We start from the raw sequence: 25,749 nt of genomic DNA on the forward strand, positions 1-25,749 counted from the left end.
CAGCTTGGCGGCCTTGAATTGCCCCATGCAGGCAAAAATAACTGCCTTTTAACACTTATCGACTACAGGCGGAAGGATCCACGAGATTTTAACTGCCTTTTAGCAACTAATCGCGAACCCTCGCAGGCTGTCGGCATCTAGGCAGACCGCGCCGCGGGCAGTCAGCAGCGCTTACCCCTTTCACGTCAACACAACGGCAAATGCCGCCGCCAATACCAGGCACAGCGGGCTTTACAGCCTCGTGTCGTACTCGGCGAACGCGGTGCTTTGATTCTTTTAAAATCGAACAAATCGCACACCTTGATGATGATCTCGATGCTCCGGATCATTTTGTCCGAGCCTTTATACGCAAAAATGCAGAGCCTGCAGGGTCTGCCGCGCTCCTGCCACTCTGCATCTGTGTGCATGCTTATCGACCGCTTTTCCGCACAAACGCCAGCACCTCGTCCACCTGTTGCTCGACGCGATGCGCCTCCGACGAGACGCTCCGGAACAAATCACCGACCGTCCGCAGGCGCTGCGGCACCGTCGCGATCGTGAAGTCACCAGGCTCGAAGCCCTCCTCCACTTCGTCCCAGGTCACCGGCGTCGACACGGTTGCAGCGCGCGTCCCCCGCACCGAATAGACTGCGGCCATCGTCCGTCCCCGCCACAGCTGCAGATAGTCGAAGTACAGCTTGTCTCCCCGCTTCTCCACGACGCGCTCGAGCGTGATCCGGTCCGGCAGCTGCTCCTGCATGTACCGGGCGACGAACGCGTTGATAAGCCGGGCTTCTTCGAACGTATATTTAGGCGCGATCGGCACGAACACCTGCAGCCCCGTGGCGCCGGACGTCTTGGGGAAGCTCGCGAGCGACAGCCCGTCCAGCGTCTCCTTCAGCTTCAGCGCGACCTCGCGCACCGCTTCGAATGGCATGCCCTTCGCCGGGTCCAGGTCGAATACGAGCTCGGTCGGCATATCCTTGCGGTTGTATCGGTCGATCGGCACATGGAACTCGACCGCGCCCCGGTTCGCGAGCCAGGCCAGCGTCGCCGCATCGTTGAGCAGGATCCGCTCCTTGCCGCCGTACGCGATCCGCGGGAGCCAATCGGGCGCCTCGCCGTGAACCGATCGCTCTTCGACCCGCTTCCCGCCGATTCCGTCGGGATAACGCCAGACCATGAGCATGCGATCGCGCGTATAGGGTAGCATGTACGGCGCGACCTCCATTAAGAAACGGATCAGGTCCAACTTGGCGATGCCGGCTTCAGGCCAGACGACACGGTCCGGGTGCGTGATCTCGAGCTCTCTTCCTTCGATCGCGTAGCGTTGCTTTTCCATCGGGAAAAAACTCCTTTTTGGCACATGCTGGTCATTAATTTGCGCTCGGCGGTCCACATTATGTAGGAGGCGAGGCCGATTAACGGGACGGCATATCGATCGTTACTTACCATGATCAGAGCAATGCCAAACCGCGCATAATAAAAAGCCGCACACTGCGCGGCTTTTTAGATTCTTCGCGTATGTCGGCTATTGCTAACAATGGCGGAATTAGACCGAATCGGCACGAGAAAGGCTGAGATCCTCGTCGGCCGGCTTCCCAAGACCGGCAGTAGCGGCGGACGAACGCTTGAAGTGGGCGACATTGGCAGGGCGGCGTTGATGAATGATGTCGCGCCAGTGGAAATCCCCACGCTCCAGCGAATGAACGAGCAGCTCTGCGGTCGCCATGTTCGTCGCGACGGGAATGCCGTATACGTCGCACAGTCGAAGCAAGGCGGTGATGTCCGGTTCATGAGGCTGCGCGACAAGCGGATCGCGGAAGAAAACGAGCAGATCCAGCTCATTTTGCGATACCATGGCGCCGATCTGTTGGTCGCCGCCGAGCGGTCCCGATTTGAAGGTCATGATGTCCAGATCCGTATTTTCCATGATCAGCCGTCCCGTCGTGCCCGTCGCGAACAGCGTATGCGGTTTGAACAAGGCTTGGTAAGCGATCGTGAACGCAATCATCTCTTCCTTCTTGTGATCGTGCGCGACAAAAGCAACATTCACCTCAATCACCTCTGCATTCGATTTTATGTTAGTTATTATTACATAATACTATCATTAATCTTATTTTTCGACAACAACCCATGCAAAACAAAATTAAATGTCATATTTATTGCCGCAAAGGAGATCTCCATGGAACCCGTCCGCCTTTAATATAAGTGATTGATAATATAACGAACCAATTATATAATCAGTTGTAAATATTTAAAGAACTGAAGGAGTGAGATAGTTGGTAATCAATCAGACATCGATTGCTGAAATGGCAGACACGATGAAACTTCTTTCAGATAAGACTAGACTAACGATCGTCGCCTTACTTAAAGAACGTGAGATGTGCGTTTGCGATATTGTAGACGTTCTGGAAACGACACAACCTAATATCAGTCAGCATCTGAAGAAGCTTAAAACGGGTGGGATTGTGAATGAGACACGCCGAAGCCAGTGGATTTATTACTCGCTAAATGTGAATGACAAACCCTATTTAAACGAAATTATTAGTCAATTACCTTCAATGAAAGATCGAGTAAATGCGCTCCAATCCAATAGCTGCTGTTAACTTGGAGGTCCTATGCTAGCCATTGCGTCTATCATTTTTCTTATAACACTGATTTTTGTGATCTGGCAACCAAAGGGGTTGAATATCGGTTGGTCAGCCTGCGGCGGCGCCATAATTGCACTGATCTTTGGAGTCGTCAACTTCCAGGATGTGTGGGATGTAACGCAGATCGTTTGGAATGCTACGCTTGCCTTCGTCGCTGTCATTTTGATCTCTTTAATTCTTGATGAGATTGGTTTCTTTGAATGGGCGGCGCTTCATATGGCCCGCGCAGCCAAGGGTAACGGTAATTTGATGTTCGTGTATGTTATCTTGCTCGGAGCTGCTGTTGCCTTTTTCTTTGCCAACGACGGTGCCGCACTCATCTTGACTCCGATTGTTCTTGCCATGGTCAGAGCACTGAAATTCGACGAGCGAATGATTCTGCCCTTCATCATGGCAAGTGGCTTCATCTCGGACACGGCTTCACTTCCGCTTGTAGTCAGCAACCTTGTGAATATCGTCTCTTCCGACTTCTTCGGCGTAGGATTTGTTGAATATGCCAGTCGGATGATCGTTCCGACCCTGTTCTCCGTTGCGGCCAGCCTTCTCGCGCTTTACTTGTTCTATCGTCGAAGCATTCCGAAGCAGTACGATTTGTCACAGGTGAAGAAGCCGGCGGAAGCGATTAAGGATTTACGTATGTTTAAAATTTCATGGGTTATCCTGGCGGTCCTTCTAATTGCGTATTTGATTAGCGAGTACATTGATATGCCGGTGTCCATTATTGCAGGCGCGGCTGCGATCATCTTCTTGCTATTGGCGAGACAAAGCCGCGAGGTGCATGCCTGGAAGCTCGTGAAAGGCGCTCCTTGGGCCGTTGTCGTTTTCTCCATCGGGATGTATGTCGTCGTCTATGGTTTACGGAATGTGGGTCTTACAGACGAGCTGGGCAGCGTTTTTAAATGGGTAGGCGATCAAGGTCTATTTGTGGCCACGGTGGGCTCCGGTTTTATCGCCGCTATCCTCTCCTCCATTATGAACAATATGCCGACGGTTATGATCAATGCTTTGGCCATTCAGGATACGAACCCTACAGGTATCATTCGCGAAGCCTTTATCTACGCCAACGTTATCGGCTCCGACTTAGGACCGAAGATTACGCCGATCGGGTCATTAGCTACGCTGCTTTGGCTGCATGTACTCTCCAGCAAGGGCGTTAAGATCTCTTGGGGAGCTTATTTTAAGACAGGCATTATTCTTACCGTCCCTGTCCTGGTCGTCACGCTCTGCGGATTGTTCCTCTGGCTAAAAGTAATCGGTTAAATCCATAAACCAATCCATCTTAAAAGGGGTCATTCAAATGTCTAACAAACCGCTCGTTTACTTTCTGTGTACCGGCAACTCCTGCCGCAGCCAAATCGCTGACGGCTTCCTGACCGCGCTTGGCGGAGACAAGTATGAAGTTAAAAGTGCCGGCTTGGAGGCACATGGACTTAACCCTCGAGCCGTTCAAGTCATGAAAGAGGCTGGCGTCGATATCAGCAACAACAGCTCCAACGTAATCGATTCGGAAACGCTGAACCGTGCGACCTTCGTCATTACACTCTGCGGCCATGCTGACGAGCATTGTCCGGTTATTAGCAACAAGAATGTGATCAAGTGGCACTGGGGCTTTGACGATCCGGCCAAAGCGACCGGCACGGAAGAAGAAATCATGGCACAGTTCCGATCCGTACGCGACGACATCAAGGCTCGGATTGAGAAGTTCGTTCAAACCGGTGAATAAGATGACAGCTACAATCAAGCTCATGCATGTCACTGTAAGATTGATATCAATCCGATTCAAAAGGAAGCATTAAAAAAGATATTTCAGTAAGTAACAGAAGGAGATGCTCTTCAGTGGAGCGCCTCCTTCATTTTTATTTTCGGCATCCTTTGACTCAATGACCCATAGGCTCTCCCCAATGTAAAAATAAAGTTCAAATGGAGATACTACGCACTAACGACCGACAGGAAAGGGCAAGGATAATGAAATTAAATCCGGTAATACCTTTTGAACCTATACTGGCAAACAAAGCTCCTCGGGGGGACAATTGGATATCACAGATCAAATGGGATGGCGTTCGCATGCTCGTCTATTGCGATGGCACAGAAACTCGCTTGGTAAATCGCCGACTAAACGATCGGACGCAACAATACCCGGAATTTCTTCTGCCCAATCAATACTGCGCTGCTTCCTCCTTTATTTTAGATGGAGAATTTGTGGCGTTTGATGAAAAGAAACCATCTTTCCATGAAATTATGAAGCGCGATCGTCTCCGGAAAAAGCAAAGCATTGAGTCAGCAATTACTCAAGTGCCTGTGACCTACATGGTTTTTGATATTTTGTTTTTAAATGGCAACTGGGTAACCTCGGAAAGTTTAAAGCGAAGACAGGCGTTGTTAAACCAAGTAATCACACCTACTGATAAAGTTCAGATTGTCCAGAATTTTTCTAACGCTGATGCTTTACTTGATTTGATGAAGGTTCACAATATGGAGGGTGTTGTCACTAAAAACTTGGATAGCAGCTATGCTATTAACGGTAAGGATTCCCGATGGCAAAAACGAAAATTGAATAAAGATTTATATGCCGCCATTGGCGGGGTTACGTATCGTGGAGGGACAATTAATGCGCTCTTATTAGGTGTCTATTCTCAAGATTCGTTTATCTATATCGGCCATTCGGGAACAGGAAAGTTAACCAATGCTCAGTGGAAAGAACTTACTCGAAAAGTGGAACCCTTTATCGTTCCATGTTCGCCCTTTGTGAATATTCCCGATCGACATGAAGAGGCGATTTGGGTCAAACCGCAAATCGTCGTAAAAGTTCAATTTTTTGAATGGACCCCTGCAAATACAATGAGGCATTCAAGCATTCAGAGCGTTATTGAGCGTATGGTCCCGACCGAATGTACCTTCGATCAGGTTACTACATAAAAACACTCGCGAAGTCCCAATTACTATCATCATAAGCACATCGGCCATACCGGAACGGGCAGACTGACAAAGGGCGAATGGCGAGTGGAGATGGCGGGAAGGCCGCGCGCTGCGCCAGCCTTCCATTCAAGCGTTCGTGAATGCGTCGCCGGAGCAATGCAAGCTGCCTTGGGTTGAATGAATATGGCTTGATCGGCCCTAAGCTCCCGAATCTCCGGTTACGCAAACTCCTTTTTCCGCTTCAGGTATTGGAGGTAGCTGTAGAGAGACATGACGATGGCGATCCCGAAGATCCAGGCCGGCAGGAAGCGAAGCATCGCGAATGGGGTTTCGAACAGAAAGGCGCGCCAGAAAGCCGCCCCTTCCTTCTCCCACAAGCCCTCGGTTAAATAACTCGCTTTGACATCGAACAGGGCGGCAAAAATATTCCCGTTGAAGATCGCGCAGGTGTAGACGAAAAAGAGACATGCCGTTGTCAGCGCATAATGCGTCAGGCGCTTGTAGAAGGCGACCTGCGAGCCGGCATCGGAAAAAATCTCGTCGCGGCCGTCCGCGGGTTTCTGCCAATACTGCACGCTGCCCCAGCGACTGCCCTTCAGATGCGCCCATCCGAAATCCGCGTAGGTTGCCTTATACTCCTCGTAATTCTCGACGCTCATCTGACGCTGGTAGTCGAGACGGATGACCATCTTGCGATCGGAAGGTTCAAAGACGTATCCGCCAAGCGAGCCGATCCTGCGGCAAACGTAGCCTTCGGCCAGTCGATCGTTCAGCCACTTCTCCTCTTTCAGCAGGTTAGCGAACCATTTCCGTTTTTTCACCTTAATCCCTCGTTTCATAGAGTGATAGCAGATGCTCTACCCTTCTCCGCTCGATGGCGAGGATGCGCTCCCCGTCCTGCGTGATCCGGTATACCTTCCGGCGGCCCGTCTCGCCCGGCACCGGGGCGATCCAGCCGTGCTTGCTCAGGTTCTCCACGGCGCCATACAACGTCCCCGCCGCCAGGATGACCGTCCCTTCGCTCATCTCCTCGACCGTCTGCATGATCGCATATCCATGAAGCGGCTCCTTGAGCGCCAGTAAAATATAATGCATCGTTTCCGACAGTGGCAGCAGCGGATGCTTCATGCGGCGCCCCCTTTCTATATACAGTCTAACTGTACAGTTGAACTTAATACGATTATATACAGTTCAACTATACATTTCAACTGTATATTGAAAATCTGGCCTTTACGAACGAAAGACGCCAGTCGCCCCCAAACAGCAAGGGCAAGCTGGCGCCTCTTATCTCTCGGCTCTCACGATTTAACGTCAACATCGTCGATATAATACGCGAATATGGGTTCGATCGGCTTAAAGTACAGGTAACCATCGTCTTCCCAATGCTGAAAATGCAGATCCATCCGCGCGTCGCTCCAAGGCTCGGGCGTGCCCTTGGTGTGGAGACGTCCCGGCAGCACAGGCGCCTCCGTCACGGCCGGAAACTCCTGATACCCGAACAGCAGGTTCTCGTGCATCGCGATAATCTCGTATTTGGGTCCGTGGAACGCGCGCTCTTCCTGCAGCTGATAGTGATAATAAATGTAGCTGGCGACCATCTCCGGCTTCAGATGCGCGACTCTCCCCGCCCGCCGTTCGACCGGGTCCTTGCGCAGCCAGTGCTCGACGCTCGCGGGCTCGTTGAAGCGGAAGACGTCGATCATCGGGATCCACTTCCGCGGCTGCGCTTGCCCCGGCCATTCCTTCAAGCAGGGCGCGGCATCACCTGCGATCTCCTCAGGCGCTACAGGGCTGTCGATGCATTCGTAGTAGAGGAACAGATTGTTTGTCCAGTGAAAGGCCGCCGCTGTCATCACCCGCCCGGCCCGGATCAGACTCAGCGCCTGCCCGCTTTTGACGAGCGTCTCAATGCCCGTTTCCTTTTTCCCGTCCGACCATTCGGCCCGGTAGATTCGCCGCTCGATCACAAGCCGCACCTCGCTTCATCCTTGATCGACACCGTTCGCACGACTCGACAACCATTATACCTCACGAGCAGCCTTCAGAGCCGTCCGATAATCACGAGTACCGCGAGCGCCAGAAACACGACGTTAATGCCGATCTCCCGGTATTCGCCGCGGAAGATATGGAAGAGCGCGCCGAACAGAACGACGGCGGCCAGCGCGATCGCCGCGATCGGCGTCAAAGCCGGCGCGATCCCTGTCGCCTCGGGCAGGATCAAACCGAGCGCGCCGAGCAGCTCCAGGACGCCGACCGTGACGACGAAGCCTTTTGGCACCTCCTTGACCCAGCCCCATGCGGCAGCTCCCTTTTCATACTGGACCGCCTTCATCCATCCCGCGTATAGAACCCCCACCGCAAGCAATCCCTGCGCGATCCATAATACGATATTCATCCTCCGATTCCCCTTATCCCGTGTGTCGTCAACCCTCGTCTATAGCCTATAATAGGAGGTAGAACGACGCGCCGGAAGAAGGCACTTAAACCATACAAGGTATAGAAAAGAAAACCTTAGACCACGACTGGAGGCCGCGGCATGACGGCTTATTGCAAATTCGAGACGACGCTCGAGATTCTCATCGGCAAGTGGAAGCCCGTGATCCTGCTGCGCCTGCTCGCGAGCGGCACGATGCGGTTCAGCGAGCTGCAAAGGTCGATTCCCGACATCACCAAAAAGATGCTCTCGCAGCAGCTGAAAGAGCTCGAATATCATGATATCGTTCACAGAGAGGTCTATCCGTCGATTCCGCCCAAGGTGGAATATTCCATCTCGGAATACGGGCAGCGCTTAACGCCGATCCTGCAAGCCATGAACGATTGGGGCGTCGGTCATCTCGCGCATTTGACCGAGCTGTACGGGGAGGAACGCTCTGCGGAGTGATCCGCGCGCGTTAGTCCCGATCGTCGCGGCCCGTATCGTTCGGCAGAGGAACGGCAGCGGACTTAAACAGATCCTTGCGCCAAAATTCGACGACGGTATGGTCCGCCAGCTCCATGGATGCCCACGAGTTTTTGTATCTCAGCCCGTACCCGTCCATCATGTCGATCGCGCTTTGAACGTCCGCGTTCCCCACCCGCAGCTCCATCGACACCACTTGGCCCATCATCTTCAACAGCCGTTCCAGCTCAGCGCTCATCCGCCGCTCCATCCTCCGATCATGTTTCCCTTTAATGACAGGGTTTCATGATCCCCTCTTTTGTGGTAAATTATTCCCCGTAATCAACCACTTCACTGCGGAAGGACGGATATTGATGAACAACGGCGCCTGGGAAAAAATGAAGAAGCTTGTGGCCGACGCCCGTATGAAAGTCGTGTACGGCGGCATCGCGATGGCCTACCTTTTCCCGATCATCTACGGCAGCGACTGGCCTGAAGTCGGCTGGTGCTAAGCGAAGGAAAACGGGTTCAGGCGGGATTTGTGCAAAGAGAAAGGCGGCCTCGTTAGAGGTCGCCTTTAACATTTCCTTTTTTCAATGCAAGGCCTATCGACGCTCGGTTAAATCGCCCCTGCATCTCTTGCCGTATAGAACGACGGGTAGATCGGACGGAAATTCAGCTCTTCCCGAATGCGCGTCGTATCGACGATCATATCCCACGGATCGAAAGGCTGCTGCTCCGCCTCCGGTGCGCCCTCGCCGCCATGGAGCTGCCGAAGCTCCTCGGCCGTAATCGGCGCATCGTCGCCCACATTGTAGATGCGGCCATCAATGCCTGGCGTGGAAGCTGCGAGCAGCAGGGCTTGGCCGACATCGGCATGATGCGCCATATGCATGCGTTTGGCCGGATGCCAGCTTCGAATGTATGGGAGTATCTCCACGATATGCGGATCGCCGTCGCCATAGACGAAGGGCAGCCGAACGATCCGAACGCCCAAGCCCTGCTCGCGATGAAGCCGCAGCAGCACCGCTTCGGCCTCCACTTTGCTTTGCGGATAAGCCTGGGTCGGGCTCAGCTCGTCGTCTTCACGGCTGGGCCGCGTGCGGACCACTGAACCATAGACGTTGTTTGTGCTGGTGAAAACAAACCTGGGCACTTCCGCCTGCAAGGCCGCATGAGCCAGCGCGATCGTGCCGTCCAGGTTGGCCGTTCTGGTCGTCTCCTCGTCCACGCCGCGGAATTGCGCCGCCAAGTGAATCACCGCATCCTTCCCCCGCAGCGCGGCGATATAGCCGTCCGGCTGCAGCAGATCGCCTTCCACGATCTCCGCCCCTTGCCGGCGAAGCCCGTCCGCCTTTTCGGCCTTTCTCACCAGCAAGGTCACGCGATGACCGCGCTGCAGCATACGCTGCGCAAACCGGCTCCCCACTTTACCTGTAGCCCCTGTTATAAAAGCGTTCATTTTAAGCCCTCCTACGTTTTTTAGTTGCTATACGGGCAGTATAATAGAAGGAGCAGTCGGCTTCCCTCCTCCGTTTATCGTAGGTTTGGGAGTGTCAGGATACGGGGAGGAATGGAGATGGAAGTGGTTGCTTCCAGAAGGTCGTTGGGCGAATTTCTGCGCATACGCCGGGAGCGGCTGACGCCGGAAGAGGTCGGACTGGTCTCTTATGGACGGCGGCGGACCGCGGGTCTTCGGAGGGAAGAGGTCGCCCAGCTCGCCCATATCGGCACGTCCTGGTACACCTCCCTGGAGCAGGGACGCAGCGTTAACCCGTCCGAGGATGTGCTGAACAATATCGCCAAGGCGCTGCGATTAACCGAGGACGAGCGTCGCCATCTTCACCTTCTGGCCAGATCGGATCAACAGGAACCGGAGGAAGAAGACCGCGATATCGCCACGGGCTTGGAACGAATGATCCAGGCGCTGGACCCGCACCCGGCGTTCGTGCTCGGCAGATACTGGGACCTGCTGCTGTGGAACAAGGCGGCTGAGCTTGTTTTTCATGTGCCGGCCTTCTCCAAGGACACAATGCCAAACTTCAATTGGATGCGGCACCTGCTGACGAGCGACAAGCTGGGGCCCGACCTTATGGACGGAGCGTCGAGAACGCGCGTGTTGATCGCGCAATTTCGCGCGGATTTCGCACGCTTTCCAAATGATGCGCGGTTTAAGACGCTGATCGAGGAGTTTATGGAAATAAGCCCGCTGTTCCGCGAGCTCTGGCCGATGCATGATGTCGAGACGGCGACCGATCACCGCAAGCAGAAGTACGATCCCAGGATCGGAGAGATGGCGTTCGAGCATTTAACCTTGCAGCCGCCGACCCATCCGGATCTGAAGGTCATCGTCTTTACGGCGTCGGCGGATACGGCGGCGAGGTTGCAGCGTTTATTGGATGCATCGGAAGGTTGAACCAAGGAATGCAATCGTGATTCTTTGTGCCAAACAGTTTTAAGACGGTCGAAAGTGCAGGATGGCACTAACGCCCTTGCCTCTCGGCATACCACGCCAGCGCCAGCCGCTCCATCTCGCTGACGAACGCCTTCTTGGCCGGACTGTATTCGTTCGTGCGCGCGTGGCGCTCGGCGAGCTCCTCCTTGAACCGGCTGTACCTCGCAGCTTCCGCCGGATGACACCGCAAGTAATCTCTGAAGACGAGATGCCGTTCAATCTGGGGGTTATCCGTCTCATAAAAATGAATGTGATGCGTCCGTTCCTCGCCGCCTTTGCGCAGCAGGCGCCTGCCGGGAATGCCCCACTCTCCGGCGATGTCGTATCCGAGCAGGCGCATCCGGTCGTTATACGCATCGATCCGATCGATGTTCCGCACCACACCCATCATATCGATGACGGGCTTCGCCTTCATGCCCGGCACCGACGTGCTGCCGAAGTGCTCGAAGCGCACGATCTCATCCCCGAATATCGCGCTTAGAAATGCGACTTCGTTCTCGTAAAGCCGCGCCCATTCCTTGCTGTAATCGCTCAGCCTAACCTTCATCCGACACGCTCCTTGCAAGCTTGGGCTAGAAGTGCCCGCGCGGTTTTTTCCCGGCCCAGCGTTCGTCGATCTTCTCCTGGGAGGATTGATACCGGGTGTCCACGCTCAGCCGATACTGGTTCGTCGTATTCTCCAGCGAGCAGTGCAGGAGGAACATCCCGAAGATCATCACGTCGCCCGCCCGGTACTCGGTCGTCGCCCACTTGCCGCCATATTTGCCCGTAATGACGAGCGGATCGTCCGTGTAGTTGTTCACTTTGTCCCAATCCGAATCCTTGGTGCCGTAGGTGCGCTTCAGCTCCTCAAACCGGTGCGAGCCCAGACACATAGCCAGACCGCCCATCGCGTAGCTGATGTCGCCGATCGGGGACCAGACGGTGTACAGGTTGTGCGTGCCGCGGCCCATATACACGATATCATAGTGCGCGCCGGTGTAGTCGCCCTTGCCGACCGCGCGCAGCCATTTGTAATTATAGGTCAGCGACTTCTCGCCAAACAACTCATCGAAGAAGCTCATGATCCGCGGCCCGTTCAGCACGTCCAGCAGCTCCGGTAGATCCTCGTTCGTCCCGCCAAAAAACAGCGTTCTGCTGCCGTCCGCCATAACGCCGTCCTCGAGCAGGGTATCCCTGTCGAGCTTGCCCATCTTCTCCATCTTGCGGAGAACCGCGCGCCTGGCGTTCAGCACTTCCTCCCGATCATGGAAGTCGCGCAGCAGCAAATAACCGTCCTCCGCCATTCTGGCGCGCAGGGCGTCGAAGTCATGCCTGATATCGTTCGAATCCCTCAGCTCCGTCAGATGCTCCCCGCCGAGCTCCAGCTCCCGGCTCCCTACCTTTACCATCATGCGCGTCTCACTCCTGTCGTCGATTGTAGCTTCAGTATAGGGAGAGACCGCGGGGACTTCCATTGAAGACCGTTGCAAATGCATGTATAATCGTACAAAATGTTTATGTGAAAAAAGGCGGCGGGACGATGGCCACGATGGATATTCCTTACGAATTGGGCGAGGACTTCGTTGCGCCGGCTTTCCGTTTCCAGTCCATCTGGAAGGTAGAGGCCAACGATGCTTACCATTCGTTCAAGCCGCATGGCTTCATGAGCGCGGGGCTCTTCGTCACCTACGATGGCAAAGGGAGCATCATGTACGGGGATACAAGCGAAGTCATGGAGGCGGGTACCTACCTCCTCGTCTCCGGCGACGTGCCCTGTTCGTACCGCTGCTTGGACGACGACTGGAAATTCTACTTCCTGCACTTCGACCCGCTTGATGTAGCCGAGTTGCTAGGGCTCGCTACTTGGCGGCCGGTATCGACCGGGCGCATATCCGATGCCGTCCGACTGTGCGAGCGCCTGATCGACAGCCTCATTCTCCAGCCTGCCGGCTACGGCATGGCCGTACACCTGACCGCTCAGGAGCTGCTGCACCTGTTCGCGCAGGAACGCACCGCCTACGGCCGCAGCCGCCATCCCGAGCTCGACGACATCCTGTACCGGATGCACAAACAGATCGGCTCATCGGTCCCGGTGGACGAGTATGTCCGGCTGAGCGGACTTTCGCGTACGGCTTTTTACACCAGATTCCGCGAGCGGACTGGCATGTCCCCCACCCAGTATGTGCAGGAGCTAAAGCTGGCCTCGGCCAAGGCGACGCTGGAGACTACGAATGCTACGGTTAAGGAAATTGCCGCATCGCTGAAGTTTTATGATGAGTTTCATTTTTCGCGGCTGTTCAAGAGAAGGTATGGAGTGGCGCCGAGCGCTTATCGGCGGGGATTGTAGCGTGAGGAAAACCCGCCGGGGCTGGAGAGCTGCGGCGGGTTTTGTTGTTAATGCGCCTTCAATTATCTAGTGGCACTCTTTTTAGCGATATTATCGCTAAAATCATACGGCGTCCCTTCACTAATCTATACTTTCGCTTAGTGTGCATCGTTATTGGCGTAAGAATGAAGTGTGTACGGAGGAGAGAATCATGCGCAAACTGCTTGAGCAGCTATATAACGGGCAACTCATTCCCGTCGAACAGATTGTCTCCAATGATCCAGCATACCGCGCAGTCAATCAACAGATCACAGAAACGATGAAAGTATGGCAAAAAAGACTGGATGGAGCAGAATATGAAAATCTAGAACAGCTGCTAGACTTGTTTTCACAACTGGAAGAAGCAGGCATGTCAACTGCGTTTGTATATGGCTTTCAGCTGGGTGTTTCTCTGATTTTGGAATCAGCGACGAGTTTGAAGGATGCAGAATAGTTATCACTTACATTCATTGCAGACAGGATTATTCCCGCATTCAACGAATATGTAAAATATTGATACTTTTTGGAAGTGTAAATAAGGCCTTAGCCAACTTATTAAACATCTAAATGAGTACATGGAATCCAGTACAAATAATATGATGAGGTGCTCCAGATGAGTGAGTTTAGTGCAAGTTATCATTTAAAAGCTAAGGATAGAGAACAAGCGATAAAGCTCATTAAGGACGCTGGTCATCAGGGGTTTGTATTTAACGAAACGAATGGATGGGTTACTTTCCTCATAAAAGGACAGGTTTTTGATATCAGTGAATCCGTCATTCAATGCAACCGCGGACTGCTCGTTCATTATATTTACGCAGAGGATCATGGATGGGAGTTTAGAGTGTTTGAAAAGGATCGTAACGTTTTTGAGTACACCTGCGATTGGAGCGATGAGATCCATATCGAAAAAAATAGGTTCGATTTAGATGTGATTAAAGAAATGGTCTCGTCTCAAGGCCATGAAACGAGTGACTTAGAAGAAATTTTTGAAATGGATGAGTTCGATTATGAACATTCTCCGGCCTATCAATTAGCTGAAAAAATCGGATTGGTTCACTATGAATGGCTATCGGCAGACTATATAAACAGTGACGATGAGTTGGAAGAGAGAGGTTTGATCCTCGTAGAATAATGTTAGTCTCAAAGAGGTGGGAATCAATCAAACCTAATTATGATGATCTTGGTCTGTCCATCACAATGGGCACGCAGCTCCGGAGTGAAGTAGAGCGCCAATTGTTGAAGGAATTGCTTCTTCACCATAGTTTTGAGAATAAATTGTATTTTGACTGGTCTGAGAGTTGTATAGAAGGCAAATCGTTACATTTTTTAGACGGTTCTTTAGATAGATATTCAGGAATCAGTATTTATGATGAAAACAATGAATTCGTTGCAGACGGTTGGATGGATTTTGAGTTCGATCCTAGTTCCAATCAATTGTCTGTTTACTGGAGTTTCCTAGACATTTACTTGAACGGACAAAAAATAAAATCAATTCAAATGGACAAGATGCCGACGTCAAGCGAGAACCGACTTATGGAAAGAACCCAGGAAAACGATTTTATTTACTTCGGCTTTTGGAAACGCGTATTAATGAGAATCATCGATTTTGGCATCATCTTCATTCCACTGGGTCTCTTATACCGTTTTGCAGTTTATGAATCCGTCCAAATGAACTCTATCCTACCGTATATCCTGATGTGGATCGTTACATCGGCATATTATGTCCTGACCCTTTCAATCTTTGGAGGAACCCCGGGAAAGTTAATCTTGAAGGCCAAGGTCGTAGATCATTCAGGAAATCAACTATCCTTTTATCAATCGCTACTTCGAAGCATATTTTATATTTTATATGCGGTAACCATGATTTTTGCATTCAGCGATGCGAACTTTAAACCTATAAATGCGCCATTTGACGTCATCGCCCAGCTCATAGGAGTCGTAACGATCTTATCGGATTTGATTGTATTGTTTAATCGCAGGAAGAAAGCGTTGCATGATTATATCGCAGGCAGCGTGGTTATCAAGCAGCCATTCTCTCAAAAAAAGGATCGCGCTTCGTCGAAAAAACGACCGTTAAGCGATGGGCGGGACTATACCTTTGGAGAGATAAAGAGATAGCAGATACTGTATTTTAAAAAACCAAGGGCGGGCGTTCACTTATCGTGAACGGACCCGCCCCTTATTTTTTCTTTACCGCGCACCATTCGCCCATTCGCTAACTCCCCGTTAGATCACCGACGTTCCCGCCATCAGTTCGGTCAACGTACCCCGGACAACCGAGGTCGGAATGGCAAATTCGATGCCTTGAGCCTCTGCGTTCACGGCCGTATTTACTCCGATCACTTCCGCCTTATCATTAAGTTGCGGTCAGTCGGAGTTACCGGGAATTAAAGAGGTCCATCAGATGCTCGTACGTTAATTTTTCCACTCACTGTACCATTAGCTGTATTATAATTCACATAAAAAACATGTCCACTTGCGTGAGTAACATTAATAGTCAAACTTCTATTTGCGCTAACGGTTCCATTATAGATCTGTTGTTTGCTACCATTTAAATCGTATGATAAGTAGACATTTAGAGTTTGGGATTGTGAATTGGAAATATACACTTGGGCATAATCGTATCCAGACTGCTGGGACCAAGAGCTTCCACCATTATTGAGATTCGCATTATTGATAGTTAAGATGTCAGTGTATGGAGAATCAGCAACGGCTGAAACGGACGACAACGACATCAATGCGACTACGACGGCAAAAATAAAAAAACTCCTTTTGAATCCTTTCATTGTCCTTCCCTCCGATATTCAACTACCGTGTTAGGGGATAGATTTAAATTACCATATATATTCATTAATTTTCTATTGATTCCCAGAATTTCAAGTTTAGCTCGTTGCAGATGCGGCAAGGATCAACTTGCTCATCGGAAGTTTGCATGGCGCCCGTGATTACAACACCACTGCCAATTGCAGGTGGCATAACAGTATAATACGTGTATAATAAGTATAAGATAAATAAGAAGCCAGTGCCGCCAGCACTGACTTCCCGCACAACTGCTTCGGCGGGGGTGCCTCCAGTCGATCGCTGAAGAAATGACCCGTTATCCCGTGGCGAGTAACCTAGGGCGGGTCATTTTCTTTTATTCAGGTAAGTAAGCAACGCCAGGATAAACATACCAAGCATCATTACTTCCTGAAAAGAAAATGTCATAGCCTCACCTCCGATCTGGAGGCGGACTACCCCGACTAGGCGAGTCGTACTGGATTAGTATACCATTTTTTCCTCCCTGCATAAATTAAAAAGAGAGCTCCAAGATTCATCGTCCGAGGACGAATAAAGGCAGGATACCGATGTTGCCACGCCAGTCGGTAGTACTATGAAATGAAGAGTTGACATCATGACTCGAAGAGACATGGTTTTTTTACGCAAAAACGCTTGCCTGCATGCAGGACAAGCGTTCTTACTCATACTTTCATACGATCACCAAGCAAATACGCCTTTCTCATCCAAAAACTCGCCATTATGGCGCTGGCCATCCGTCGCATATCCGACTATAATCGCAGCGGCGGCTTCCTTCGTTTTCCCGCCCGCCGCATTGCCGTTCAGATCGGTGGTCGTGAATCCCGGCGTGACCGCGAATACTTGCGCGCCGCTGTCTCGGACTTCATAAGCCATCGACAGCGTCATGGCGTTGTTGGCCGTCTTGGACGAGTTGTAGTCGAAGGCGTTCAGCGTGAACGCGGCATTTTGCATATGGTCCAGGGATGCCATGTCGGTCGAGACGTTGACGACGGTCCCTTCGTTCGCCTTGATCAAAGGGAACAGGCGCTGGTTCAGGCGGAAGGTGCCGAAGAAGTTGACCTCGAAGGCGTTGCGCAGGTCTTCTTCTTTGGTATCGGTAAACGAGCGTGAGAACGCGCCCGGCATGCCGGCATTGTTGATGAGCAGCGTGAGCTCGGAGTGGTTCTTGTTAATCGTGTCGGCGGCCTGTTCGATGGACTCCAAGTCGCTCATGTCGATCGCCACGAATTCGACGTCCAGCCCTTTGGACGCCAGCTGTGCGACGGCCGCTTCGCCCAACTTGGCGCTGCGCGCGCCAAGGAGAACTTTCCAGCCTGCCTCGCCCAACTGCTTCACGACCTCATATCCGATTCCTTTATTCGCGCCGGTGACGAATGCGGTCTTTTTCATGCGAATCCCTCTTTCCGTAAGTGGTTTTCCTTTAACGATTTATAAGTTACTATGCTACACTTAGTGTAGGTCAACCATGATTTTGAGATAAGCGAGGGCGCGTATGCTGACGATCGGTGAAGTGGCGAAGGACGTCGGAATCAATATCGGAGCCATCCGTTTTTACGAGAGAAAAGGACTGCTGGAGCCCGCCGCCCGCAGCGAGCAGAATAACCGTCTTTACACGGAGCATGATCGGAACTGGCTGCTGTTCATCAAGTGTCTTCGCGAGACGGGGATGAGCGTGGAGGACATCAAGACGTATTATGACAAGGTAAAGGAAGGCACCTCCACCCTGCCGGAGCGAATCGATATGATTCAGGCGCAGAAGGCGAAGCTGCTGCAGGACATCGAGGAGAAAAACGCGCAGCTCGTTCGTCTGGAAGAGAAGCTGGAGCGATATTACCGCGGAGAAAATTACTAAAAACCTCCTGCACCGCATGATGAGCGGTGTTGGGTTTTTTTTGTCGTATAGGCAACGCAGGAATTCAGCGCTACTTGTCGAAACCTAAAACAATAAAATATTTCCAGTTCAATTTTGGAAGGAAGTTTAATGGATGTACTGTTACAACGATGGTCAACCTGCCGTAGGAACTTGTACGTATTGCGGAAAGTTTTATTGCAAAGATTGCATGGTCGACGTGAAAGGAAAGTTCTTTTGCCGAGAGCATGTTAACAATGCGTTCGATGAGGCCAGGCAGCAAGCGGCGGCAACGCATTCTCCCAACATCGTTATTAATAATGCAAACAACAATATAAATCGAAACATCAACACGTCAGGCGGCTATGCTTATCCCTATAAAAGCAAAGGAATCGCCTTGTTGCTGTGTCTCTTTTTTGGTTGGATAGGCGCGCATCGGTTCTACGTCGGTAAGGCCGGCACGGGCGTGTTGTATTTTCTCACCGGAGGATTTATGGGAATTGGCGTCGTTTTGGATTTGGTCTTAATCATTGTCGGGTCATTCCGGGACAAGGCCGGTTATCCGTTGCGTTGAGGCCGGTACGGCGAGATCGGAACGCAGTGTTCGTTCTCTCCTCCTGCTGTTCAGATGAACATCGTCGAAAATGTCCTCCACCAACCTAAAATCCTCCGACGCCTCGACCGATGCGGTGACGGAGGTTTTTTCTTTATTTCCGCTCAAACCCTAAGATCCGGTCCCTATCGTCGGAAACGTCATCATGATCGGTCGATCGGTCATCGACACTCCTAATCGCCTCATCTTACTATAAATAGGAACGCACGGCACCAAGACAGCACGAATGGGCCCGCCATAGAAATCGGATTGGAAGCGTTGCCAGAAAGGCCGTTTGAAGCGGCGAAGGCCAAGGAGACGGAGGTGAAAAAGCAGACTTGTTGTAACACAGATTGCCGCAAAGGAAACAACATCTGCGAACGACAATAGAGGAGGAGTAACGGAAAAATGAGGAATTCGATCATACAACGAGCGAAAAAGGGCTTGGCCGGACTCGTCGCGGCGACCCTGCTGGCGTCGGTATTGCCTATGACGTCCTTCGCCGCCGACGACGTACCGACAGCGCCCAGCTATGCGATATTAGGGTCCAAGGTCGAGGCGAAGTTAATGAGCGTACAGGCTTCGCCTTACCCGGCGGGAGAGGCCAGAGTCGTCACAAAAGACGGAACGGAGGGCTGGGAGCTTACTACGGACGAATGGCCTGGATTTATCCGCGTGAACGTCGACGACGCCTATATCTTCGGCGGCAGCAACCGGGTGGAGGTCGACGTCAAGTATTTCGACGAGTCTGCCGAAGACGGCGTGATGGGTAAGTTCACCATCGCCTACAATTCGGTAGATGCGATTTGGAAGGAAGCGGAGACTGTCCAGTTGACGGGAACGAACAAGTGGCTGGTGCATAAGTTCATCCTGGAGGATGCCAAGTTCGCCAACGAGTCCGAAGGCAACGACTTCCGGGTGGCCTACTGGGCACAGTCGATGGGCAAGAGTCCGAAGCCGATCACGATCGGATCCATTGCCGTCGAGAAGCTGAAGAACTCTGTAACAGCGCCCAGCTACGCGATATTAGGGTCCAAGGTCGAGAAGAAGTTAATGAGCGTAGAGGCTTTTCCCTATAATGATGTCGCCAAGGTCGCCACCAAAGCCGGCAGGGAAGGTTGGGAGCTCACGCCGGATGAATGGCCCGGATTTATTCGTGTCAACGTCGACGACTCCTATATCTTCGGCGGCAACAACCGGGTGGAGGTCGACGTCGAGTATTTCGACGAGTCGTCCGACGACGGCGTGCCAGGGAAGTTTACCATCGCTTACAATTCGGTAGAGGCGACCTTCAAGGAAGCGGAGACCGTACAGTTGACGGGAACGAATAAGTGGCTGGTGCATAAGTTCGTCTTGGAGGATGCCAAGTTCGCCAACGAATCCGAAGGTAACGACTTCCGGGTTGCCTATTGGGCGCAGTCAATGGGCAAGAGTCCGAAGCCGGTCGTGATCGGGTCCATTTCCGTCGAGAAGCTGAAGCGAGTTTCAATGACCGGCACATCCGATAAAGTCGGCAATATTTTTGACGTGAACGAAGATCCGACGATTAATCTGGAGTTCGTCAACGAATACGACCAGCCGGATACGCTGGCGGTTGACTATCAGGTGTTTGACGCCGCCTACGGCCGATTGCTGAAGACCGGCTCCGTTTCGGTAGAAGCGGCTCCCAATAGCGTGAAGACGATAGAAAAACTGAAGCTGGATATCAAGGATAAAGGCGTCTATACGCTCCTCATCGATGCGAAGGATGCGGACGGTTCGACGAATATCCATCAGGATATTCCGTTCAGCATCATTCAGAAATTGGATCCAAGCAATACGCTCCCGAACAGCGTTTTCGGCGCACAAACGCATCTGGCCTGGGGAGGCATCTACAACGCGGAGAAGATCGCGCCTCTCTTCAAGGATATCGGGGCCAAATATGCGCGGGACGAATACTACTGGAGCAGCGTCGAAACAACGAAAGGGGTTTACACGTTCCCCGAAGGCTACGACCATTACATTGATACGGAAATCCAAAACGGCATCGTGCCGCTGATCGAGCTGAATTTCGGCAACAATTTTTACGATGGCGGCAAGGCGCCTCACACGCCGGAAGCCGTCGCAGCTTACGCGAACTACTGCAGAGCGGTCGTCGCGCATTTGAAGGGCAAGGTCAAGTACTTCGAGATCTGGAACGAGTGGAACGGCAGCTTCGGCAACGGGCTTGGCGTCTCGGAATACTATACGCTTCTTAAAGAAGCCTATAAGGCGATTAAAGAAGCCAACCCGGATGCCGTCGTATTGGGCGGCGCGGTGGCCGCTTCCGATTACGGCTGGCTTGAGTCGCTTCTGAAGGCGGGCGGCGGTGATTATATGGATGTCATCTCTTTCCACCCTTATACGAATGCCGGTCCGGAGGGCGCGAAGTTCGCGGAGACGATGGTTCGCGTCAAGGAATCGTTCAAAAAGCTCGGCTTCGACAAGCCGATGTGGGCCACGGAGATCGGCTGGAGCTCGGGCAATCACACCGAAGTCGAGCAGGCGGCGTTCGCTACGCAGATCAAGACGCTGGTGCTGTCGATACCCGGCGTCCTCGATAAAGTTCTCTGGTACGACTCGCTGAATGACGGCATGGACAAATCGGACTACGAAAGCAACTTCGGTTTGCTTAGCCAAAGAGGACCGTATTCGGCGAAGCCGGCGTACGTCGCGCTCTCGGCCAACGAGAACCTGCTTGGCGACGCGAGCTTCGTCAAGGAATACAAGCTGGACGACAATATCCGCATTCTGAAGTTCCACAGCACTGCCAGGGGCAAGGACATCCTCGCCTTGTGGACGAAGAACAAACCGCAAACGATCGGCTTGAATCTCGGGACCGACACGTTTAAGACCGTCGATCTGTTCGGCAACGAAACGGATACGACAGCGGCCCAAAACATCCTGTCGACGACGTTAACGGGCACCCCCGTTTATTATGTCGGCAGCTTCAGCGACCAGCTGTCGCTGGCAACGCCAAGTTTTAAAGCACAGAGCGATGAAATCAACGTCGCGGCCGGCGATACCGTCACGGTGAACATCAGCCGTTCGGCTGCCGCTGCCGCCATGTCCGGCAAATACAGCGTGAGCATGCCGGCAGGCTGGACACTGGCAGAAGACGGTTCGTTTAAAGAAGGGCAGAGCGTCGACACGCTGACGTTCACGGTGCCAGCCGATTACGCGAACGATTCGGATACCATCGCGATCATCGCGAACGACAGCAGCGGGAGCAAGGTTGGCGACGTAAAGATCAACGTCAAAAAAGTGATTCCGATCGTCGTATCGGTAACCGCCAATCCGGTGAATCCGGCAGATCCCAGCAAAAAGTGGGAACTATTGGTGGAAATTCAGAACAACTATTCGAAGCTGGCCTTGTCGGCCGGCACGCTCAGCGTGACGGAGCCTGTGGGCTGGGCTGATACGCAAGCCGTGCCTTATGACGCGATTAATCCGAGCGAGTCGCGCGTCATCAAGCTGCCGATTCCCGATGGCGCGATCAAGGAAGGCACGCATGTCAAATTGAACGTCCAGCCCGATTCCGGCGATGCGATCGTCATCGATCAGATCATCAACGATCTGTCCGTAGCGACGTACGCGCAGGCGTCGGTGACCGTTGACGGAAATATTACGGAAGAAGAATGGGACAATGCCCAGACGAAGACGATCGATCAGGCTTCGCAGGTTGAGGGCATCGCCGACTGGGGCGGCCCGAGCGACTTGAGCGCGAAGTTCCGCACGAAGTGGGATGAGGAATATCTGTACCTGGCGATTCAAGCGACCGACAACGTTCATAACCAGCCTTATACGGACGGAAGCACCTGGCAGGCGGACGGCATTCAACTCGCGATCGATCCGGGCAGAATCTACGGCTCCGGCTCCCGCGGCTACAATGAGATCGGCTTTGCCTTGAACAATGACGGCACTGTGCAGAAGTATCGTTGGATCGCCGTCCCCGGGCAATTTTCGGGCGCGTTCGACGATATGAAGGTGGCCATCAAGCGAGACGAGGACGAGAAACAGACGAACTATGAGGTGGCGATTCCCTGGGCGGAGATTATGCCTGAAGGCATGACCGCCAAGTCCGGTACGGACATCGGATTCTCGTTCCTGATCAACGACAGCGATGGAGGCGCACGCCGCGGCTGGATCCAGTACATGGGCGGTATCGGCGGCGATAAAAATCCGAAGTATCTCGCGGATCTGGTGCTGAAGGGCGTTCCTGCCGTCACGGGGATCAATCTGACGTCCGACGCGGCAGATGCGTCGATCGCGGCCGGCGAATCCTTCCGCCTGACGGCGGCGCTGGACCCTGCGGATGCGGCGATCAAATCCGTCGTATTCACGTCCGGAGATGACAAGGTCGCCTCGGTGAGCGATGTCGTGTACGACGCGGCGACTGGAACCACAAGCGCCAAGATCACAGGTTTGAAGGCTGGCGACGGCGTCATTACCGCGACCGCGGGGGATGGGGGCGCGAAGGCCGAGTATCGGTTCGTCGTAAAGGAAGCGACCGATCCGGGCACCGGCGGCGACGAGGCGCCGGGCAAGGTATCGGCAGTCAACGTCGCGTCCTCGGACGGCAAGCTGACGCTGACCTGGGACGATCCGACGGATGAAGATCTGGCCTACGTTCGCATTGCCGGCGAATCCGCCGACGGTAAGCCGATCGCGGTGCGCCAGGTAAATGCGGGCGTTCGCCGGGCCGAGCTGGACGGATTGACGAACGGCGTAAACTACCGTCTGAAGCTTACGGCGGTCGACGCGGTCGGCCATGAATCCGAGGCCGTGTCCGTCGAAGGAACGCCGACAGCGCCGTACATTCCCTCTAATCCGCCGGCCTCGCCGACACCGGATCCGTCAAAGCCGGTCGTCGACAGCCGCGGACTCACGGTCGAAGCGAAATCGGACGCCTCCGGTCTGGCGAGCGCAGCGTTCAGCGCAGCGGATCTAGAGGGTGCGATCAAGGCGCTCGGCGGCTCCGAGCTTCGCATCGCGGTGAAGCCGGACACCGGGGCATCCGGCGTGCGCGTCGCGCTGCCGGCCGACGCCCTGCTCACGGCCTCGTCCGCCGGCACGCTCTCGTCGATCGTGATCGACAACGGACTGGCGCCGGTGACGCTGGACGCCAAATGGCTGGCGACGCAAGCCAAGGCCGGCGAGACCGTCACGCTGACGGTGGCCAAGGCGGACACATCGAAGCTGCCGCAGACGATTCAGGATCAACTGGCCGGACGTCCCGTCTACGACTTCAAGCTCGAGGTTGGCGGGCGTCGCGTGGAGCAGTTCGGCAAGAGCGGCGTTGTCCGCGTCGCCGTTCCTTATTCGCTGAGCGCAGGACAGCAGGCCGGGCAGGTCGTCGTCTATTCCATCGACGACGAAGGACGCCTGACGCCGGTCGTTAACAGCCGATACGATTCGGCGACGGGTACGGTCCGGTTCGCGCCGGCGCATTTCAGCCTTTATGCGGTATCGTATGCGAAGACCCTCTTCAACGACTTGCAGCATTATGCCTGGGCGATTCCCGCCGTCGAAGCGCTCGCTGCTCGGGGCGCGGTTCGCGGGGACGGCAACGGCACGTTCCGACCGAACGGCATCGTGACGCGGGCGGAATTCGTAACGATGCTGGCGAACACCTTCGGGCTGGCATCCGAAGCGGGCTCCGACGCACCCACATTTACAGATGTAGCGGCAGGCCAGTGGTATTCGGACACCGTTGCCTCTGCGGCTAAGCTCGGCATCGTGACCGGGCGTGCGGACGGCTCCTTCGGTCTCGATGCGCCGATCACGCGCCAAGAGATGGCTGCCATGCTGTACCGCGCGGCAAGCCAGCTGAAGCTTGACCTGAACGCTTCGTCGGCCGCGCAGGCCGCAGCGTTCACGGACGCGGACGCGATCGCGCCGTACGCGCGGGATGCGGCTGCTGCCATGCAGCGTGCCGGCATTCTTCAAGGCACCGGCGCGGGCGCCTTCGCTCCGGCAGCTTCCACGACGAGAGCGCAGGCCGCAACGGCGATCTACCGGCTGTTCGAGCGGCAATAAAGAAGCGGCGGCGCCGGCCGATCGGAGCGGTCTCCGGTCGACGGCGGTTGCCGCCGCCATATAAGACGCCTTGTGGCCATCGACGAGATGACCGCAAGGCGTTTTTTGGCGGAATGCCGCACTCGAAAAAAGCTCGCCTGACGCAGCGATTCGCGCGCCAGGGAGCTTTTTGTGCGATGTTGTCGGAAGTCGGGCGATCCTTCAGCCGTCGGCACTAGGCCGTAAATTTGTTTTCTTTTCTCCAAACCGCGGGGCTGACGCCGTATCGCTGCTTAAAAAAACGGCTGAAATAATGAATGCTTTGGAAACCCGAAGCTTCGGCAATGCGCTGGACGCTCATCGCGGTCGTCGATAAGTAACAAAGAGCGGCGCTAAATCTGAGTTCGTGCAGATATTGCAAAGGGGTCTTGCCGCAGAGGCTGCGGAAGGCACGGATAAAATAGTTGTTTTCCATATTCGCCGCAATGGCCAAATCCCGTATCGACAACGGTTGATGGTAACAGGCCTCCATTCTCCGCATCGCCTCTTGCAGCCGCTCTCGCGTCTCGGTCCGTACATACGCCGTCTGCGGCCGGTCTCGGGTTCCCCCCCTGCATACCCACGAATAGTGTCGAATCAGCAGCAACAGCTTGTTGATATCGTACTCGACCAGCTCGGATCGGATAGCGGAATATGGCGGGGCGATCTGCGAGCTATCCCAAAGCTGGCCGTTGGCCGTCCGGATCGGAGCGCATTCAGGGCGCGCTTCGTTCAGAACCCCGGTCTGATTCCAGTCCGTCGAGGCCGAGATACTCGGAAATTCGAATTCGCCTTCAACCTCCAACTCGACGAATCCGAAACGGCAAGATTCCGACAGTGGCAGCAGCAGGTGGGGCGTGTTGGCCGGAATCAGAAACAGTGCCGGCGCGGCTGCCTCGAACCGCTCGCCCATCCAGTGCAAACGCACCTTTCCTTCCAAGACGGACAAGATCTCGTGGTAGGGATGAATGCCCCCGCTGCCGTTTTGTACAGGAGACGAGCGGTTCATTTCCACCAACTCGATTTTGCGTATCTTCACTTGGCTCCCCTCCTTTCTAAACAATGCCAACCGCAATTGCCCCATGCGGAGCACGGTAGTCGATTTTGTACAAACGCGATTCAAAAAAACGCTGTGCTGTCCGCACCATTTGCTCGTCCATATCTTCCAGAAAGGCCGTAGCGTGCAAAGACAAAACGGGCCGCAT

At 53.7% G+C, this 25,749-nt stretch carries 26 protein-coding genes and 1 pseudogene; 14 read left to right on the top strand and 13 right to left on the bottom strand.

Going from position 1 to position 25,749, the window contains the following annotated elements; translation table 11 throughout:
- Nucleotides 1-409 precede the first annotated feature (409 nt).
- Complete coding sequence (gene ligD, locus KB449_RS29985; RefSeq protein WP_282911863.1) at nucleotides 410-1,321, bottom strand: non-homologous end-joining DNA ligase; 912 nt, start codon at nucleotides 1,319-1,321, stop codon at nucleotides 410-412.
- 309 nt (nucleotides 1,322-1,630) lie between these two features.
- Nucleotides 1,631-2,035: pseudogene (gene mgsA / locus KB449_RS29990) on the bottom strand (methylglyoxal synthase); the annotation flags it as partial.
- Between the two features lie 256 nt (nucleotides 2,036-2,291).
- Between mgsA and KB449_RS29995 the strand changes: the two are divergent.
- The 4 genes from KB449_RS29995 to KB449_RS30010 all read left to right on the top strand — a co-directional run bounded on the left by KB449_RS29995 (nucleotide 2,292) and on the right by KB449_RS30010 (nucleotide 5,549).
- Nucleotides 2,292-2,588 (top strand): ArsR/SmtB family transcription factor, encoded by a 297-nt coding sequence (locus KB449_RS29995; protein ID WP_282912942.1) that lies wholly within the window; start codon nucleotides 2,292-2,294, stop codon nucleotides 2,586-2,588.
- Nucleotides 2,589-2,600: 12 nt separating this feature from the next.
- Nucleotides 2,601-3,893 carry an arsenic transporter gene (locus tag KB449_RS30000; RefSeq protein WP_282911864.1) on the top strand — a complete coding sequence of 431 codons (1,293 nt, stop codon included), beginning with the start codon at nucleotides 2,601-2,603 and terminating at the stop codon, nucleotides 3,891-3,893.
- 37 nt (nucleotides 3,894-3,930) lie between these two features.
- Nucleotides 3,931-4,356 carry an arsenate reductase (thioredoxin) gene (gene arsC, locus KB449_RS30005; protein WP_282911865.1) on the top strand — a complete coding sequence of 142 codons (426 nt, stop codon included), beginning with the start codon at nucleotides 3,931-3,933 and terminating at the stop codon, nucleotides 4,354-4,356.
- Between the two features lie 242 nt (nucleotides 4,357-4,598).
- A complete protein-coding gene (locus tag KB449_RS30010; RefSeq protein WP_282911866.1) occupies nucleotides 4,599-5,549 on the top strand; it encodes an ATP-dependent DNA ligase in 951 nt (316 codons plus the stop codon).
- 218 nt (nucleotides 5,550-5,767) lie between these two features.
- Here the strand turns inward: KB449_RS30010 and KB449_RS30015 are convergent, their stop codons facing one another.
- From KB449_RS30015 to KB449_RS30030, 4 genes are all read right to left on the bottom strand, one after another.
- Entirely contained in the window at nucleotides 5,768-6,370 is a 603-nt protein-coding gene (locus KB449_RS30015) for a DUF2812 domain-containing protein (RefSeq protein ID WP_282911867.1), read from the bottom strand.
- A 1-nt stretch (nucleotide 6,371) separates the two neighbouring features.
- Complete coding sequence (locus KB449_RS30020; protein ID WP_282911868.1) at nucleotides 6,372-6,677, bottom strand: PadR family transcriptional regulator; 306 nt, start codon at nucleotides 6,675-6,677, stop codon at nucleotides 6,372-6,374.
- Between the two features lie 170 nt (nucleotides 6,678-6,847).
- On the bottom strand, nucleotides 6,848-7,525 hold the full coding sequence (locus KB449_RS30025; protein ID WP_282911869.1) for a hypothetical protein: 678 nt from the start codon (nucleotides 7,523-7,525) through the stop codon (nucleotides 6,848-6,850).
- Between the two features lie 65 nt (nucleotides 7,526-7,590).
- Nucleotides 7,591-7,944 carry a DoxX family protein gene (locus KB449_RS30030; protein WP_282911870.1) on the bottom strand — a complete coding sequence of 118 codons (354 nt, stop codon included), beginning with the start codon at nucleotides 7,942-7,944 and terminating at the stop codon, nucleotides 7,591-7,593.
- A 141-nt stretch (nucleotides 7,945-8,085) separates the two neighbouring features.
- On the opposite strand from KB449_RS30030, the gene KB449_RS30035 reads away from it, so the two are divergent.
- Nucleotides 8,086-8,430: a winged helix-turn-helix transcriptional regulator gene (locus KB449_RS30035; protein ID WP_217595146.1), complete on the top strand. Its 345-nt coding sequence runs from the start codon at nucleotides 8,086-8,088 to the stop codon at nucleotides 8,428-8,430.
- A gap of 10 nt (nucleotides 8,431-8,440) precedes the next feature.
- Here the strand turns inward: KB449_RS30035 and KB449_RS30040 are convergent, their stop codons facing one another.
- Nucleotides 8,441-8,686: a hypothetical protein gene (locus KB449_RS30040; RefSeq protein ID WP_282911871.1), complete on the bottom strand. Its 246-nt coding sequence runs from the start codon at nucleotides 8,684-8,686 to the stop codon at nucleotides 8,441-8,443.
- 115 nt (nucleotides 8,687-8,801) lie between these two features.
- Here KB449_RS30040 and KB449_RS30045 point away from each other — a divergent pair, with 115 nt between their 5' ends.
- Nucleotides 8,802-8,939 carry a hypothetical protein gene (locus KB449_RS30045; protein WP_282911872.1) on the top strand — a complete coding sequence of 46 codons (138 nt, stop codon included), beginning with the start codon at nucleotides 8,802-8,804 and terminating at the stop codon, nucleotides 8,937-8,939.
- A gap of 107 nt (nucleotides 8,940-9,046) precedes the next feature.
- Here the strand turns inward: KB449_RS30045 and KB449_RS30050 are convergent, their stop codons facing one another.
- Nucleotides 9,047-9,889 carry an NAD-dependent epimerase/dehydratase family protein gene (locus KB449_RS30050; protein WP_282911873.1) on the bottom strand — a complete coding sequence of 281 codons (843 nt, stop codon included), beginning with the start codon at nucleotides 9,887-9,889 and terminating at the stop codon, nucleotides 9,047-9,049.
- Between the two features lie 117 nt (nucleotides 9,890-10,006).
- Between KB449_RS30050 and KB449_RS30055 the strand changes: the two genes are divergently transcribed.
- Complete coding sequence (locus KB449_RS30055; RefSeq protein ID WP_282911874.1) at nucleotides 10,007-10,843, top strand: helix-turn-helix transcriptional regulator; 837 nt, start codon at nucleotides 10,007-10,009, stop codon at nucleotides 10,841-10,843.
- A gap of 67 nt (nucleotides 10,844-10,910) precedes the next feature.
- Here KB449_RS30055 and KB449_RS30060 read toward each other — a convergent pair whose 3' ends face one another.
- Nucleotides 10,911-11,429, bottom strand: a complete 519-nt coding sequence (locus KB449_RS30060; RefSeq protein WP_282911875.1) for a GrpB family protein — start codon at nucleotides 11,427-11,429, stop codon at nucleotides 10,911-10,913.
- A 25-nt stretch (nucleotides 11,430-11,454) separates the two neighbouring features.
- A complete protein-coding gene (locus KB449_RS30065) occupies nucleotides 11,455-12,276 on the bottom strand; it encodes a phytanoyl-CoA dioxygenase family protein (protein ID WP_282911876.1) in 822 nt (273 codons plus the stop codon).
- Nucleotides 12,277-12,404: 128 nt separating this feature from the next.
- Here KB449_RS30065 and KB449_RS30070 point away from each other — a divergent pair, with 128 nt between their 5' ends.
- From KB449_RS30070 to KB449_RS30085, 4 genes are all read left to right on the top strand, one after another.
- Entirely contained in the window at nucleotides 12,405-13,211 is an 807-nt protein-coding gene (locus tag KB449_RS30070) for an AraC family transcriptional regulator (protein ID WP_282911877.1), read from the top strand.
- A gap of 190 nt (nucleotides 13,212-13,401) precedes the next feature.
- Nucleotides 13,402-13,683, top strand: a complete 282-nt coding sequence (locus KB449_RS30075; protein ID WP_282911878.1) for a DUF6809 family protein — start codon at nucleotides 13,402-13,404, stop codon at nucleotides 13,681-13,683.
- 159 nt (nucleotides 13,684-13,842) lie between these two features.
- Entirely contained in the window at nucleotides 13,843-14,361 is a 519-nt protein-coding gene (locus KB449_RS30080) for a hypothetical protein (RefSeq protein ID WP_282911879.1), read from the top strand.
- A 104-nt stretch (nucleotides 14,362-14,465) separates the two neighbouring features.
- Entirely contained in the window at nucleotides 14,466-15,347 is an 882-nt protein-coding gene (locus KB449_RS30085) for an RDD family protein (protein WP_282911880.1), read from the top strand.
- A 269-nt stretch (nucleotides 15,348-15,616) separates the two neighbouring features.
- Here KB449_RS30085 and KB449_RS30090 read toward each other — a convergent pair whose 3' ends face one another.
- Both KB449_RS30090 and KB449_RS30095 read right to left on the bottom strand, forming a co-directional pair.
- A complete protein-coding gene (locus tag KB449_RS30090) occupies nucleotides 15,617-16,015 on the bottom strand; it encodes a hypothetical protein (RefSeq protein ID WP_282911881.1) in 399 nt (132 codons plus the stop codon).
- 691 nt (nucleotides 16,016-16,706) lie between these two features.
- Nucleotides 16,707-17,417 (bottom strand): SDR family NAD(P)-dependent oxidoreductase, encoded by a 711-nt coding sequence (locus KB449_RS30095; protein WP_282911882.1) that lies wholly within the window; start codon nucleotides 17,415-17,417, stop codon nucleotides 16,707-16,709.
- Between the two features lie 103 nt (nucleotides 17,418-17,520).
- Here KB449_RS30095 and KB449_RS30100 point away from each other — a divergent pair, with 103 nt between their 5' ends.
- From KB449_RS30100 to KB449_RS30110, 3 genes are all read left to right on the top strand, one after another.
- Nucleotides 17,521-17,880 carry a MerR family transcriptional regulator gene (locus KB449_RS30100; protein WP_282911883.1) on the top strand — a complete coding sequence of 120 codons (360 nt, stop codon included), beginning with the start codon at nucleotides 17,521-17,523 and terminating at the stop codon, nucleotides 17,878-17,880.
- Between the two features lie 133 nt (nucleotides 17,881-18,013).
- Nucleotides 18,014-18,451, top strand: a complete 438-nt coding sequence (locus tag KB449_RS30105) for a TM2 domain-containing protein (RefSeq protein ID WP_282911884.1) — start codon at nucleotides 18,014-18,016, stop codon at nucleotides 18,449-18,451.
- 426 nt (nucleotides 18,452-18,877) lie between these two features.
- A complete protein-coding gene (locus KB449_RS30110) occupies nucleotides 18,878-24,526 on the top strand; it encodes an S-layer homology domain-containing protein (protein ID WP_282911885.1) in 5,649 nt (1,882 codons plus the stop codon).
- A gap of 214 nt (nucleotides 24,527-24,740) precedes the next feature.
- Here KB449_RS30110 and KB449_RS30115 read toward each other — a convergent pair whose 3' ends face one another.
- The gene (locus KB449_RS30115; RefSeq protein ID WP_282911886.1) at nucleotides 24,741-25,583 is read right to left on the bottom strand and encodes an AraC family transcriptional regulator; all 843 of its coding nucleotides are present in this window, start codon (nucleotides 25,581-25,583) and stop codon (nucleotides 24,741-24,743) included.
- Nucleotides 25,584-25,749: the final 166 nt, after the last annotated feature.

It is taken from the genome of Cohnella hashimotonis (genome assembly GCF_030014955.1).
GTDB lineage: Bacteria > Bacillota > Bacilli > Paenibacillales > Paenibacillaceae > Cohnella > Cohnella hashimotonis.